General features: G+C 38.7%; 15 protein-coding genes. 9 read left to right on the forward strand and 6 right to left on the reverse strand.

Annotated features, from left to right (window positions below; translation table 11 throughout):
• Window positions 1–276: 276 nt before the first annotated feature.
• From A9Y75_RS07810 to A9Y75_RS07820, 3 genes are all read left to right on the forward strand, one after another.
• The gene (locus tag A9Y75_RS07810) at window positions 277–786 is read left to right on the forward strand and encodes a thioredoxin family protein (RefSeq protein WP_071189009.1); all 510 of its coding nucleotides are present in this window, start codon (window positions 277–279) and stop codon (window positions 784–786) included.
• A 28-nt stretch (window positions 787–814) separates the two neighbouring features.
• On the forward strand, window positions 815–1,327 hold the full coding sequence (locus A9Y75_RS07815; RefSeq protein WP_071189010.1) for a thioredoxin domain-containing protein: 513 nt from the start codon (window positions 815–817) through the stop codon (window positions 1,325–1,327).
• Window positions 1,328–1,494: 167 nt separating this feature from the next.
• A complete protein-coding gene (locus A9Y75_RS07820) occupies window positions 1,495–2,346 on the forward strand; it encodes a cytochrome c biogenesis CcdA family protein (protein ID WP_071189011.1) in 852 nt (283 codons plus the stop codon).
• Between the two features lie 132 nt (window positions 2,347–2,478).
• On the opposite strand, the gene A9Y75_RS29460 is transcribed toward A9Y75_RS07820, so the two are convergent.
• The 3 genes from A9Y75_RS29460 to hemJ form a co-directional block, all read right to left on the reverse strand.
• Window positions 2,479–3,276 carry a calcium-binding protein gene (locus tag A9Y75_RS29460; RefSeq protein ID WP_071189012.1) on the reverse strand — a complete coding sequence of 266 codons (798 nt, stop codon included), beginning with the start codon at window positions 3,274–3,276 and terminating at the stop codon, window positions 2,479–2,481.
• 929 nt (window positions 3,277–4,205) lie between these two features.
• The gene (locus A9Y75_RS07830) at window positions 4,206–5,066 is read right to left on the reverse strand and encodes a DUF6671 family protein (RefSeq protein WP_071189013.1); all 861 of its coding nucleotides are present in this window, start codon (window positions 5,064–5,066) and stop codon (window positions 4,206–4,208) included.
• A 57-nt stretch (window positions 5,067–5,123) separates the two neighbouring features.
• Window positions 5,124–5,717 carry a protoporphyrinogen oxidase HemJ gene (gene hemJ, locus A9Y75_RS07835; protein ID WP_071189014.1) on the reverse strand — a complete coding sequence of 198 codons (594 nt, stop codon included), beginning with the start codon at window positions 5,715–5,717 and terminating at the stop codon, window positions 5,124–5,126.
• A gap of 547 nt (window positions 5,718–6,264) precedes the next feature.
• Between hemJ and A9Y75_RS07840 the strand changes: the two genes are divergently transcribed.
• From A9Y75_RS07840 to A9Y75_RS07850, 3 genes are all read left to right on the forward strand, one after another.
• Window positions 6,265–6,447, forward strand: coding sequence for a CsbD family protein (locus A9Y75_RS07840; RefSeq protein WP_071189015.1), 183 nt, complete (start codon window positions 6,265–6,267; stop codon window positions 6,445–6,447).
• 138 nt (window positions 6,448–6,585) lie between these two features.
• Window positions 6,586–7,023 (forward strand): hypothetical protein, encoded by a 438-nt coding sequence (locus A9Y75_RS07845; protein ID WP_071189016.1) that lies wholly within the window; start codon window positions 6,586–6,588, stop codon window positions 7,021–7,023.
• 23 nt (window positions 7,024–7,046) lie between these two features.
• Window positions 7,047–7,568 (forward strand): hypothetical protein, encoded by a 522-nt coding sequence (locus A9Y75_RS07850; RefSeq protein ID WP_071189017.1) that lies wholly within the window; start codon window positions 7,047–7,049, stop codon window positions 7,566–7,568.
• A 199-nt stretch (window positions 7,569–7,767) separates the two neighbouring features.
• Here the strand turns inward: A9Y75_RS07850 and A9Y75_RS07855 are convergent, their stop codons facing one another.
• Entirely contained in the window at window positions 7,768–8,721 is a 954-nt protein-coding gene (locus A9Y75_RS07855; protein WP_071189018.1) for an RsmB/NOP family class I SAM-dependent RNA methyltransferase, read from the reverse strand.
• A 212-nt stretch (window positions 8,722–8,933) separates the two neighbouring features.
• On the opposite strand from A9Y75_RS07855, the gene A9Y75_RS07865 reads away from it, so the two are divergent.
• Together A9Y75_RS07865 and A9Y75_RS07870 are read left to right on the forward strand one after the other, a co-directional pair.
• The gene (locus A9Y75_RS07865) at window positions 8,934–10,361 is read left to right on the forward strand and encodes a DUF2157 domain-containing protein (protein ID WP_071189020.1); all 1,428 of its coding nucleotides are present in this window, start codon (window positions 8,934–8,936) and stop codon (window positions 10,359–10,361) included.
• 214 nt (window positions 10,362–10,575) lie between these two features.
• The gene (locus A9Y75_RS07870; protein ID WP_071189021.1) at window positions 10,576–11,307 is read left to right on the forward strand and encodes a GDYXXLXY domain-containing protein; all 732 of its coding nucleotides are present in this window, start codon (window positions 10,576–10,578) and stop codon (window positions 11,305–11,307) included.
• Window positions 11,308–11,367: 60 nt separating this feature from the next.
• On the opposite strand, the gene A9Y75_RS07875 is transcribed toward A9Y75_RS07870, so the two are convergent.
• Window positions 11,368–11,607, reverse strand: a complete 240-nt coding sequence (locus tag A9Y75_RS07875) for a hypothetical protein (protein ID WP_071189022.1) — start codon at window positions 11,605–11,607, stop codon at window positions 11,368–11,370.
• A gap of 154 nt (window positions 11,608–11,761) precedes the next feature.
• Here A9Y75_RS07875 and A9Y75_RS07880 point away from each other — a divergent pair, with 154 nt between their 5' ends.
• Window positions 11,762–12,442: a Uma2 family endonuclease gene (locus tag A9Y75_RS07880; protein ID WP_071189023.1), complete on the forward strand. Its 681-nt coding sequence runs from the start codon at window positions 11,762–11,764 to the stop codon at window positions 12,440–12,442.
• A gap of 106 nt (window positions 12,443–12,548) precedes the next feature.
• Here the strand turns inward: A9Y75_RS07880 and sppA are convergent, their stop codons facing one another.
• The gene (gene sppA / locus A9Y75_RS07885; RefSeq protein ID WP_071189024.1) at window positions 12,549–14,384 is read right to left on the reverse strand and encodes a signal peptide peptidase SppA; all 1,836 of its coding nucleotides are present in this window, start codon (window positions 14,382–14,384) and stop codon (window positions 12,549–12,551) included.
• Window positions 14,385–14,786 lie beyond the last annotated feature (402 nt).

Consider the following 14,786-nt stretch of genomic DNA (forward strand, 5'->3'; position numbering starts at 1 on the left):
CTCTCCAAAACTCAAACAAGCAACTCTTTCTTCTAAAAAATACCATCTATTCTGATGACGAATGACATCAGGAGATCGGATTGGATAGTCTCGAAAAATAATTTATCAATAAATGGGATTTAATTAAATCCAGTTTTGATAATCACTCGTCTTATAGATAGATGCCCCACAATTCACCATTGCAATTGCGATTTTGAGGAGAACAAGCACAAAATGCACTCCCAGGCGCATTGTGGTAGCGTCTTGCAATTCAATATTGAGAACAGGAAAAATTTGATGTCTAAATATATAGATTCCTTGCTGAAAATTTCTTTGAGTAGCCTAGTTTTTACTGCATCAATGTTAGCTACAACCTCAGCTACTATTTCTGCAACTGAAACATCAATCACAAAAATTGCTCAGGTAAAACCATCTACTGCTACCACCAACTCTGTAGGCGGACCTCTAGCTAAAGAACTTCAGGGAAAACCAGTCATAGTGGATGTATTTGCTACCTGGTGTGGTGGCTGCAAAAATATTGCCCCCACTCTATCGCAATTGAAACAAAAATATTCCGGCAAAGTTAACTTTGTGGTTTTAGATGTAACAGATAAAGCCAAACTAAAACAGACGGAAGCAATGGCACAAAAATTAGGTTTGGGTAAATTCCTAAAAGCTAATAAGAGTAAAACCAGCACGGTAGCTATTATTGATCCGGCCACTGGCAACATTTTAGCCATATACCAAAATAATGCTAATAAAGCAGACTACACCAAAATACTCGAAACAGCCTTATCTAAAAAGTAATTGAAATCAAACTTGAGGAGAAAAACTAATGTACAAACATACCAAAATTTTACTAAATTTACTGTGTTTAGGCGGATTGATTTTGACAGTATCATGCAGCCCAAAAACATCAGATAATATTTCTCAAAATCAAGCTCCATCAACTACAGATGTTGCTCAAAAATATCCCAGTGTAGGTAAAGCCAAATCTCTAGGAACTCCTTTAGCTAAACAACTTCAAGATAAACCAGTATTAGTAGATGTATTTGCTAGTTGGTGTTCCGCTTGTAAAAATATTGCTCCAACATTATCACAATTAGAAAAAGACTATAACGGAAAAGTTCATTTTGTAGTTCTGGATGTTAGCGATAAATCCACCACAGCCCAAGCAGAAGCTAAAGCAAAAGAACTAGGACTTAGTGAATTTTTAGCTGCAAACAAATCTCAAACAGGAATGCTCACAATCATCGATCCTGTAACAGGAAAAGTATTAGCACAACACCGCAATAATCCTAATTTAGAAGATTACAAAACAGTTCTTGATGTCGCTTTAGCTAAATAAACCCATGAAATTAGAAAATTCCCAATCTCAAACTTAGCTCCTTTGCGTCTACCCTGCGGGATCTCCTGACGGAGATTGCGCGAAACATAATTAATCCTGCCATTATCCAACCCCAAAAATAAATTGCGCCTTGCTTTGCTTAGATGAATTGACTTCAGAAGAAATCCATGAAACAAATACCTCAATCGTCAATAGAACAAACCTCTTTCCAGCGTTCTAAAATCTCAAAAAAATGGCTAATTTACGCTGGATTAGGATTACTTACCCTAGTTTTGGTGATCACATTTGGACCAGTGATTAGTCACCCGATTGTACGAGTCATTTCCATTGTCGAAAACCATTATCAGCAGTGGTTTGATCAACAGGACACAGGAAATCCTTTGGTGTTGATACCTTTGGCGTTTATTGGTGGGTTACTTGCTAGTGTTTCCCCCTGTATCTTGGCACTTTTGCCGGTCAACCTCAGCTACATCGGCACATTAAATATTAAATCTCGTGGGGATGCTTTTATTAAAGCTGGCTTGTTTGTTCTGGGAGCAGTCACAATTTTAAGTCTGTTTGGCTTGGTTTCATCTTTTGCCGGGACTGTAATGGTAGAGTACCGAGGCTATATCAATATTATTGTGGGATTGATTATGGGTGTAATGGGTTTGTGGTTGATGGGAGTGGTAAATATTCCCCTACCACAGATGAATGTGAATTTGCCCCAAGCTGGTCCTTATGGAGTGGGTTTGACCTTTGCGTTGGTGAGTTCCCCCTGTGCTAGTCCGGTGTTGTTTGCAGTGTTGGCAGCAGCAGCGGCAACAGGTTCGCAGATATTGGGGACGCTGACGATGGTAAGTTATGCTTTGGGCTACACCCTGTTGATTTTCCTAGCTAGTTTATTTACAGGACTGGCTAAACAAAGTAAGCAGTTGTTACAACATTCTGAGGGAATTATCCGCTTTGGTAGTATGGCGCTGATTTTGACTGGGGCATATTACCTATTTACGGGGACTCAATGGTTTGTTGGAAGTTAGGATAATAGTTAGGAGAGGTAACAGGTAAGGAATACAGACATTCTTGTTTTCAATCAATATGTACAATTAATTTTGCTTGGGTACTTGTATAGCAGGGTAAGGGTAAAGCGCTTTTGCTTTACCCCTATGACACTAGGCAACCAAACTGAAATTACTACTACTGAGGGTGATATCAGAATTACCTAAATAAGCAAATTCAAATACTGCTGATGCACCGACAACAGTTAGAAGGTAATTACTGCTTGTTCCTTGCAGTTGAATAATATCTCCGGTGTTGAAGTCAGTAATGTCGCCATAGTCGCTACTACCATTAGTTAGAGTATTGCCATCATCATAATAAACCTTGGTAGCATTTCCTAAGATAAAGCGATCGCTCCCAGTACCACCCGTGTGAACATCTACTTCTCCTAATCCGGGAGTAAGACTTGCTCCATTAACACCATCAATAGTGTCATTACCACCCCCAGCATTAACGGTGTCCTCACCTTCACCACCATTGATAATGTCATTGCCACTGCCAGTAGTGATAGTGTCATTAGCACCTGTACCAGTAATCTGAAACCGATTAATCCCAGAGAAATCAACTCTGTCTGGGTAGCCGTTACCAGCGGAGTTGAGTCGATAAGCTGAACCATAAAATCCTTCTGTACCTGCGTAGGTAGATAAGGTCATCCCACGTCCAGTATCACCTATGGAGTAATCAATTATTAGTAAATCATCTCCTGCTGCTCCATTGGCATTGTCAATCCCTAATCCAGTGTTTATCGTGTCGTTACCAGAAGTTCCTGTAATCGTATCATTCCCGTTAGTTCCCGTAAAATTCTGCTGTTCTACCTGAATAACTTGCCCATTTACCGCAATCGTCCCGTGATCATCTTCAGCTTTCAAAGCCTGTAAAGTCTCAGTATCCAGACTATTACCCTGTACCAACTCAGCAAAAATCGCCCCTTCATCTCCAGCGCTATCCGTCAGGTTGATTTGAGCATCAACAAAATGCCCAATTTCCTCTAAAAGAACCGCACTAATAGCTTCTGTTGTGGAAGTGTTAACAAAGCTATCTGATAGATAAATTGTATTCGTACTACTAGCATAAGCAATACAGCACTTCCCAGTGTCATGAGGTACAAGAACCCCACCCCCAACCCCCTAAGAGCAAGCGATGAGGGGGCTATGATGTACCTTATAAGAGCGGAAACCACTGTAGATCACCAACTTCTTATAGAATTGGAGGATCTAAATCATTGACTTTATATCCAACTTACTCAATGACCAATCAATCGAGAAGAACCCCACCCCCGTTTTACTAACGTAAAACTTCTCCTCCCCTCAAGAGAGGAGGGGACTAAGGAGTGAGGTAGAATGGCTGTGGGAAACCCCTACTGACTAACTCTTGTATTCTGCTATATACAATATTGATTTTCTGCAAAATTAAAGCCTAGTGTTTTAATATACGAATTTAAACAGATATCGCCATATTTATCTATCTAATGGAGGAATCAGGATACAGAGCATAAATACTAAATAATTAACTATTCCGATCACCTGACGAACTTTAATACATTTCCCCTGTTGATATCTGACAACGGGGGATTTATTCAAACTTATATAAATCATCCAAATCAGACAAATTATACTAAATAGCAATATTAATCATACATTTATCTGTCTTAAGGAAGACTGGATATGGAGAGATTAAATATTTAATATTAAGTAGCCCGATTACCCTACCGGACTTTAGCTTCAAACCTCCTCTTGTTATTAACCGTTCAGGAGGAGGCTTTATTAAATCCGCGTTCAGATTTATTTATTATAGTTCCCTATTTTTGATCATGATGCTAGATTTTAATGAACGTATCTATCTAAGGATTGCAATAATTACATAAACCAGGATCAGCAAAACTTATCCCATCAGGAAATAACTTTTGTTCCATGAAATTACATTTTTTACATTGATAAACTACCGCACTAATCAACGTAGTAGGTTGATGACAACTTGCACAAGGCAATCCTTTGATAGTTTCAGTTATAGTAAATCCAGGTGTAGAACATTTTGGGCAGCAGCTATTAATTTTATTTAGTAAATCTTGAGTAGCTTTTTCTATATTTTTCATCCGTTGAGGATTATAAAGCGCTCTCATATCTGTTTCTATATGCAACTTGCCATTAGCTGAATTACTCAAAGCCAAATTGACAGACTCTCTCAATTTTTCTCCAGTAGTAATCCCTTTAATAATGTCCGAATTTATCTGATCGTTTTTTTCAAACCTAATTACTAATCCATGTTCAGGGAAACCAACCTTGAGCGCAAATTCTTCTGCTTCTTGTAGATTGTTGACAACCTGATGATTAAAATTAGTGTCTGTTGAAAATACCTCCCCAATAATTTCCAAATCATTCTCTTTATCTAAAAAAACAATAATTTCTCTGTTAGCATAAATATAAGGAAAACTCGGATGAGGTGCAAAACTACCTTCACTAGCTATCGCCAAAGTTTTTCCTGTAATTTCAATGGCTTTCTCAGCTTTTAATTTAGCCGCTGCAATTTGCGTTCCTGGGCGTTCTATATCTCTGGTAAAAGTACCAAACGCATCAGTATTAAAATCTTCGGGTACAATAACTTTAATTCCTAATGCTGGCTGTAAAATAGGAGCAATTACCTTTTCTTTATGGTGCATTGTTGCTAAGACAGCCATACGATTATTAAATAATTGCTTGGTCATCTTTATTTTTAACTCCTTTATCCTAAAAAGTAGGGTGGGAATTACCCACCACTTATCTTAATTTTGTCCTTGGGGAACTTGATTGACTTGACTTAGTTCAGCTATCAACTTTTCCTTATTGCGTCTGCGGATTTTGGCATACATCTGAATACTCGCAGCCATGAAAATCACTAAACCAAAAATTAACCAAGCAGTAAGATCTGTAGGCAAATTATTCTTGAATATAGCCAACATCACAATCACAACTAACAAAAGAGTTGGTGCTTCATTTAAAGCCCGTAAATGTTGACCACTCCACTTACATTCATCTGCTGCTAATTGCTTCATCAACCTACCGCAATAATGATGATAGCCTATTAAAACCGCAACAAACCCTAATTTAAAATGTAACCAGGGTTCTTTTAACAAATCTGGGTTAGTAGAGAGAATACCAATAGCCATTGCTATTGTCACAAACATCCCTGGAGTAGTAATGATGTCATAAAGACGCTTTTCCATAATTTGATACTGATTTTTCAGTATCGTTTTTGCTGGTTCTGGTTCCTGGTTGGCTTCAACGTGGTAGATAAACAACCTCACTAGGTAGAATAACCCCGCAAACCAAACCACAAAGCCAATAATGTGAAACGCTTTAAACCATGAATAAGCCATGAATCGTAACCCACCTTTCTGCAATTGTCCTAACTCTCATTATCAGGTTAGGGTACTTTGTGGCAAGGATACAGATAGGTTAATTTACATTTTGCAGCATAACTAGGGCGATTATAAATCACAGGACTTATACCGTTTAGCTTTAAGGTTGATACAAATGGACAGACACTCTTACGCACAGACGCACAAACGGGGCGATTCATTTGTAGCTTTAATTGAGTGAATTAATATTCTCACAAACAAGTAAGGTCAAAACTAACCACAGAGAACACCAAAGGACACAGGGAAATAAGAGTTTAAGGAGTTTTTAGCGTAAGTCCTAAATCATTTACTTCACCCTCAGTAGCATTGTAATGATATTTTTTATGGCTCAGACAACCATTGAAAAAAAATAACCATTGAAAAAAAATATTTGTATTTCATGCAAATAGAATTCTCTATCTTTTTGCATAACTACTAAATCTACTTTATGTACCTTATGACGGAAGAATTAAGCCAAGAGTTAAGCTAAATTATAAGGGCAAGTAAGTCACAGAGGAACATTCTAATGAGTTTAGAAGAACGAGCTAAAGCCACAGCTAAAAATATTGAAGGGAAAGCCCAAGAAGCCGTAGGAAATGTCACTGGCGATCCAAAAGATAAAGCAGAGGGTCAAGCTAAACAGGCAGAAAGTGAAGTAAAACACGCTGTTGAAGATGTGAAAGATAATGTTAAGAAAAACATTGATTAGATAAATAATCCAGTTCGTAGTTGCATTTGCACAGCAATTACGAACGAGAAAGCGTTGCGGTTAACAGATATTTAGCTAAATCACTAATTCCTTAATTTAGGAACTGTTAAATGTGCTTGAATTATGAGGAGATAAAATATGAATCGGCTTCAGCAGAGTCGTCAAATCTTGATCGGTTTCGTCTTAATTTTAGTGCTGACTATAACTACTGCTTGCGGCGGTGGCACAACGACAGCTGACCGCGTAACTGCCCCAACAGCAATTGGTAGAGATGTTACTTATGCTGAGTTACAGCGTGGTAATACTCCAGGAGGACAGAATTTTGGTAACTGGGTTATCCAAACTTCTCAAGGATTAGTTCAGGATGCATATGTTCGGGACAACAATAAGTTAGGTGTTGTGATTTCCCCTCAAGTTCGTCCTAGTGATGTCAAACCATTAGCAACATCTTTGGTTCAGGGTTTCCGGAAAAATTTCCCTAATCAAGACTTAAAAGTTTTAGTTTATGCTGCTGACAAAAAACTGATTTTAACTGCTGATTATGATCTTCAAACTAATCAAGTTAAATACAGTTAATTCTCATACAGGAGATTAATAAAATGACAAGTAGTGAACAATATAAACGCGAAATCATGAAAGATTTGGCTCAGGGAAATGTCGAATCTTTAGATAATATTTCCGCCGATACAGCAAACGAATATCAAACTTTTGATGATTTTGCTCAACGGACAACAACAGATCAACGTCGGCAGTTATTTGATCAATCTTTACATTCAGAACGCATTCCTCCTAGCCAAATGGAGCCAGAATTACAAAAGGCAATTTCTCAAATTAAACCTAATGAACGAGATGATGTAGCACGCGCCTTTTTCAAACAATTAAAAACCAGAGGGTTCGACGAAAAACGTTTAGAACAACAGTTGGCTCTCTCTACTCATAACTCTAACCGCATGACTGCTGATGATGTGAGTAAACTTGCATCCTTTGCTTATCACAATCACCCCGATATTTTCCGTGAGGTGTTAGCGGAGCAACCTGGTATTCTCAAGTTCTTCAGTAATCCTGTTGTGGCCGGAATTATAGGTATTGCAGCTGCTAAATGGTTGGGTAGTCGGAAGTAAGAATGTAGGTGGGGTGGGCTAAATTCTTCAAAAGCCCCCCCTTTCTCAAGGGGATTTAGGATAATCTCCCATTATGATTTTTAGCATTTAATTTTACCATTTAATTTTACTTTTAAACGCAGAGGTTCGCTGAGGTAAACGCAAAGTGACGCAGAGTTTTCATTGAAGTTTTCGCTATTTCAAAAATCAAATATTATTCCTATATACTTAAATATTTACACATTGGCGATATCGTCTCTATATCAATCTTTTTTCCTTCACCCTCAGTCATATTTTTAAACAGCACTGTAAACGCACCAGCCCCTAAACCATCTTGAGGAAACATTCGATAACAAGAAATATCAGTTAAATATGATTGATAAGCTGATAAATGACTAACTTTTACAGCTTGAAAATGGGGAAATCTTTCTAAAAACCATTCACATACTTGCTCGTTTTCTTCTGGTGAATAAGTACAAGTCATATAAGCTAAATAACCTTGGGGAGCTACAACTTGTGCTGAATTAGCAATAATGCGTTTTTGACGATTTGCACTTTTATTAATTGAAGTAGGATGAAAACATCCATCTGCTTTTTCACCTTTAGCTAGTAAAGATTGCCCTGTACAAGGAGCATCTACTATGACTAAATTACTTGATTCTGGACACATCTCTGCAAAAATACTAGAATCTCTGTGTACTACTCCACTAGATTTAATCTGACAGCGCTTCAAATTAGAAATTAGCATTCCTAAACGCTTACCAATCACCTCATTACTAATTAACAAATCAGGTTTTAATGCTTTCCAAGCAAAAACACTCTTACCCCCAGGTGCAGCACACATATCAAATACTAAAGGTACTGATTGATTAATAGTTAACAAACTAGAAGCAGAAAATACAGAAGAAAAATCTAAACAATAAAAATATCCTTGTTGATGTAAGGGATGTTGACCTGGCTTTTCTCCTAGATGTAAACGATCTACAAATTTTGGTTGCCAATCAACAGGTGTTTCTACCGAAAAAGGAGAGATTTCTGGCTGATCTTGACACCAAAGAATACAAGGTAAAAAACGTCGAGGATTAACTAAAGCATCTATAAACTTTGCTTCTTCTTCTGAATCTTTAAATAAACGACGTGCGACTTTAAGTAATAAATTTGAAGGCTTTTCCATATTTAAAATTTGGGTAATTTTAGCTAATTAGAACAGTATTGAAACTGTTACAGCAGAACAATGCAATCAAGGTATTTGGCTGCATACTGAAAATATAATGACCACCATTTAGATTGCGTTTGCGAAGCGCGTCCGGCGCGGCTTCTGGCCTTTGGCTAGAAGCTAACTGTGTTTTGACACTTGCTAAACTAACCCATTGCACCGGAGAGGTCATGATCTTAGATAATTTTCAGCGAAAACTACGCCAAGAAGCACAACTTTGGCGAGATGAAGGACTTATTAGTTCTTCCCAACACCAGCAATTAGCAGACCGCTATCAATTTAACAAGATAGAAGCGGAGGCACGCGAAAGTTCTGGGTTAGTAGCCATTGCTGTCGGTGGCTTACTTTTAGCCTTAGGTGTAATTATCTTTGTAGCAACAAATTGGCAAACATGGTCAAGAGAAGTCAAATTTATCTTGTTAATGAGTTTGTTTTTGTCTACTGCTATCACCGGTTTTTTCACCTGGAGACAACCTGCACTTGCTTTAGCTGAAGGTAAAAAGCCACAACGCAGCAAACGCTTACTAGGAGAAGCTTTACTAATTCTCAGCAGCCTGATTTTAGGGGCAACTTTAATGCTGATGGCGCAAATATTCAATATTAGCGGTTCAGCTTCTGAGTTGTTTTTGGCTTGGGGATTTGGTGTTTTAGTCATGGCTTATAGTCTATCCCTAAATTCCTTGGGGATTTTGTCGATTATCTTGGTGCAAATCGGCTATTGGATAGGATTGGGAGAGTTTTTATCTTCTCCAAATGAGTTAACTTGGGCGCGGTTAGCAGTGCGGCATATGCCTTTGTTATCATGGCTGCTGTTTGTGCCTTTAGCTTATGTTTGCCGTTCGCGGTGGATTTTTGGACTAGGAGTAGTAGCCTTTACTTTTTCCTTGCAATATAACCTCAACCCATTACCTCTGTTAACTTTTTCTGATGTAGTTCCTTGGGTAGCATCTTTTGCTTTAGCACTCCCACCTGCATTACTTTGGAGTTATGATGATTTGCTATTCCCAATCATCAATTACAGATTGTTTCAACCTCTAGCCCGTAATTTAGGGTTGATATGTTTTGGGGTAGTCTTTTATCTGTTGTCTTTCCGTTGGCAGTGGCAAACACCAATTGATGGTAATTCTTTCTTGAATGGATTTCAATCTTTGCCCATAATTGATTTGGGGATTCTCAGCGGTTTGGCTGTATTGCAATGGTTGTTTCTGTTGCGTCATCGAAACAGCCCACCTCGAAGGGAAGTATTTTTTACGTTCATTGTCATTAGTACCTTTCTGGGTTTCATTGTCATCGTCCCTTTTTGGCATCAAGCGATTGGCCGGATTACTGAACTGGGTATTTTTATCTTCAATGTCCTTTTAGCAACTTTAGCTTGGGGGTTAATTCAAGAAGGATTGAAGTTAAGTAAAAGACGCTCTTTTTGGTGTGGGATGTTACTGTTTATCTTGCAAATTATCAGCCGGGTGTTGGAGTACGATACAGATGTACTTTTCAGGTCACTTGTCTTTATCTCCTGTGGCTATTCTCTCATAGCTGCTGGCCAGTGGTTTGAACGTCGCTTATCTCCTGCATTTAATTCTGGTAATAAGAAGCAATAGCGATTGACAGAACACAATATTTATTACTAAATCTCTGCGTTTAAATTCCTATTAGTCATGAGTCATTGGTTATTAACAACTGAATATAGCAGGAGTCAGGAGTCAGGAGTAAAACCCTCTTGTAGTGAGAGTTTCATTATCAATTGATCTCCTAACCACCCTGTCCACGGCTATAAATGACAAATGACAAGTAAACAATTATCAATTAATTTTCATGAAAAGTAACTCACCTGAACCGAATAAAACCTTAACTCCAGAGATGGAATTTTCCGAAAAGTTGACTTTTCGGGATTATCTAATTGCTACTGAACAGAAAGCAAATAAACCTCTACCTATTTGGCGGTTAGTAGCCCCATTAATGGTACAACTTGGCTTAATTTTGGCAGTTCCCACCCAAGCAATGTACACAGACATGACTGGGAAGTCAGTAATTTTGCAAACTGTACCTGTTAATACTAATAATGTGCTACAGGGATCTTCTTTGACCCTTGATTATAATATTTCCCGGAGCGAAACTCTGAGAAGACTACCGGGCTGGAGAGATTGGGTTAGGAGAAATTCCGTGAGAAACAGACAAATAGCTCAGGGAAGTACTTTATACTTGATTTTGCAAGAACAACAATCTTCTGAACGTGGTGTTCCCAGGGCTTGGAGACCAATGCGAGTTAGTAGTAGTCTACCTATGTACCTCCCCAATAATCAGGTAGCTTTAAAGGGAAATTATCAAGATGGGTTGATTAACTACGGCTTGGAAAACTATTACATCCAAGATGAACAACGGCAGCAAATTAACAATGATATCTTGCAAGCACAGGAAAACACAGATGGACAGAGACCAGCAATAGCGGTACAAGTGAAAGTAGATCCTCAAGGTAATGCTATCCCGACGAGTATGTGGATTGGTGATCCTTCAAATCAGGGCAGCTATCGCAATTATCGCTTTTAACAGTGAACAGTTATCAGGAAATAGATACCCGACTTCTTTGAGAAGTCGGGTATCTGAATATTAGTCTTGGTGATGTAAATTCCAAGCTGCACCAAAAGCAGCCCCAGCCCCAGCTAATAATCCTGTACTCATACCTTGAATAGTTTTTTCTACTATGTTTTGGGTCAGACATTCGCTGGTTACTGTATCAGCACGCCAACACATTTTGCTTTCTGCCCACGCAGAGGTTCCGCCTAAAATAACACCAGATATACTACAGGAAACAACAAGGAGTAACAGGCGCTTACTTTTTCTATCCATAGATGGATGCGTAAAATACATCAATGAGGTTCTGTTCACAACTACTTTACACTCTTTTAGTAATTTATGAATAGAGAATAGGGATTGGAGGCAGAAGTTTTTGAATTTCAAATTTTGAATTGGTATAATTTATTAGCTAAACTCGAAGGCATATATGGTTAGTACAGTCACTAAACCAAGCAATATTCCCCCAGAAACTACCCTAGCGGAACAGCGAGTAGTTTTTCATAATATCAGTTGGTCAGCTTACGAGCAGATTTTAGCAGCATTAGGTGAAAGTCGCTCATCTCGACTGATTTATGACCAAGGTACTTTAGAAATTACGATGCCTTTAGAAGAACATGAAGTTGCTACCAGATTGATAGAACTATTAATCCGCATTTTGGTAGTGGAAATTGGTTTGAAAATTAAAACAATGGGTTCAACTACTTTAAATCGTTCTGATTTAGAAAGAAGCGCCGAACCGGATAACTGTTATTACATCCAAAATCAATCTAAAGTCGCTGGAAGAAAGGTTGACTTAAACGAAGATCCGCCACCGGATTTAATTGTAGAAGTTGATATTACCCATACTGACATCAATAAACTTGATTTGTATGCCAGCATGGGTGTACCGGAATTTTGGCGTTATAACGGTCAAATTCTGAAAATTTATCAACTTCAGAATCATCAATATATTGAAGTAGAAAATAGTCCGACATTTGTTTGGAATCTCAAAGAACGTCTTTATCAATTTCTAAAAGATTGCCAAATAGATGAAGTGAAAGCTGAGAAATCTTTCCGTGCTTGGGTGCAACAGCAAGTTCAATGTCAGAATCAGGATATCCAGGATTAAAGGATGTACAGGATGAAGAAATACAAAATATATAATTGCTTATTTAATCCTGCTAATCTTCAAATCCTGTACATCCTGATTCTGACTACTTGATATCCCAATCAGATTAGTCAATCTTCAAATTAAAAGGTAAGCGAGCATAAATTCCTTGGGGGTCGTTCATTTTGTTTAAAATTGAAATTTCTTGTTGCAATTTCTCAAATTCGGCAAGGAGGGGATTAACAGGTTTGATTTGAGTTTTGTCAATCCCTAATTCTGCTTGTGCTTCTTGCAGTTTTCGCCCAAAGAAACGTTCTTCAAAACTAGTAACTTGTGGATACTCTTGCAATTCCCAATTATTACCTAATTTGGCTGCTTTGGCAGCATATGCAATTGCTACATTTAGTCCGCCAATTTCATCGACTAAACCAATTTGCTTGGCTGCTGCACCTGACCAAACTCGCCCTTGGGCAATTTCTGCTACCTTTTGTTGGGGTAGTTTTCGACCTTGAGCAACTTTACTTAAAAACATATTGTAAATACGGTTAACGCTGCGTTGGTAAAGCGCCAATTCTTGGGGGGATTTGGGACGAGAAACAGTTTGGTTATCGGCATATTGGGCTGTTTTTACTGTATCCCAAGTAATACCGTTGTTATTTCCTAACTTTTGACCATTGAACAGCACGCCAAACACGCCTATAGAGCCTGTGATGGTGTTCGGTTCTGCAAAAATGCGGTTTGAATCGCTGGCAATCCAATAACCACCAGAGGCGGCGACATCGCCCATTGAGACGACAACTGGTTTGACTTGTCGAGTTAATTTTATTTCTCGTTGGATGACTTCAGATGCGGAGGCGCTACCACCAGGGCTGTTAATTCTTAAAACAACAGATTTCACATCTTGATCTTGGCGAATTTTGTTGAAGATTTTGGCAAAGCGATCGCCTCCTACTTCTCCATCTTCTCCTTTACCATCGACAATTTCGCCTTCAGCATAGACAATGGCAATTTTGTTGTCTGATGTGCGTTCTGCACCGATTGATTTATCCCTAACTTCGGCGTAATCACTAATGTCGATTTGCCGGAAGCTTTTATCATTTTTATCGCTGGTAGTTAACTTTTTCAAGTCAGTTACTACTTCATCTATGTAAGCCACCTGATCTACCAAACCACTGGCTTTAGCGGATGAGGCTTCTAGGATAGCTTGATTATCTGCGATCGCTTGCAACTTCTCTGGTTTAATTTTCCGGCTTGTCCCGACAGATGTCCGCCATTCTCCCCACAAGTCATCTAATAATTTCTGGGTTTGTTGGCGATTTTCTGGACTCAGTTTATCTAGTAAAAACGGTTCTACTGCTCCTTTAAATTTCCCTACTCGCACGACTTGAACACCAACACCATATTTCTGCAATGCTCCCGTCAAAAACATCGGTTGTGAACTCAAACCGTTGATTTCCATTAGTCCTACGGGATTGAGGACGATATTATTAGCTACTGAACTGAGATAATATTCCCGTTCACTCCAGTCTGAGCCGTATGCAACAATTTTTTTACCAGAACCACGAAACTTATCTAGTGCTTGACGGATTTCTTTGAGGGAAGCATAGCCGAGTCCACTGGCTGCGGGTGACTTGGTAGCATCTATATAAATACCGACAATCCGTGGATCACGCTGTGCTTTTTCTAGGGTTTCTATAACTTTGCGGAGTGTAATGCTATCTTCATTTGTACCTGTTAGGGTTCTTTGTAGAAATTTACTGGAACTCGGTTCGCTATCTGTGATTTTCATGGATAAGTCAAAAACCAGCACGGACTTATCTTTGACTTGTGGCCCCGCATCTTTGGAAGTAGTAGCCACGATAATCAGGAACAATAAGCCTAAAGTACCGATACCAGAGAAAAGAGTCAGTCCCAGTAAGCTACCAATTAAACTAGCAAAAGTTTGTTTGAGGAAATTATTCATTTAGTTATTAGTTATTAGTCATTAGTTATTGGTCATAGCAGGGAACAGGGAATAGGGAACTCTTAACAGGGTTAAAAGTTTTTCTGTGTCTGAGTTTTATTATCACTGTATGTCCTAACTTACCTAAGTAGCTGGGCGCAATTAAATATAAAACCTCGCTTCCATTCCTCTCCCCTACAAGGGGAGAGGCTTTGACTCCCACTTCCCTGGTAGGGAAGGGGGCTGGGGGGTTAGGTCTATATTATATTTTTTAACGCCCACCTGACTTGAAAATAAGACCCCACCCCTAACCCCTCCCCGCAAGCGATGAGGGGAATAAGAAGTTTTTCATGTGTTCTGGTGTACGCAGTTCATGATGGCTACTTAGCAACGGTTATGTCTACAAGGGGAGAGGCTTTGACT

It is taken from the genome of Trichormus sp. NMC-1 (genome assembly GCF_001858025.1).
Classification (GTDB): Bacteria; Cyanobacteriota; Cyanobacteriia; order Cyanobacteriales; family Nostocaceae; genus Anabaena.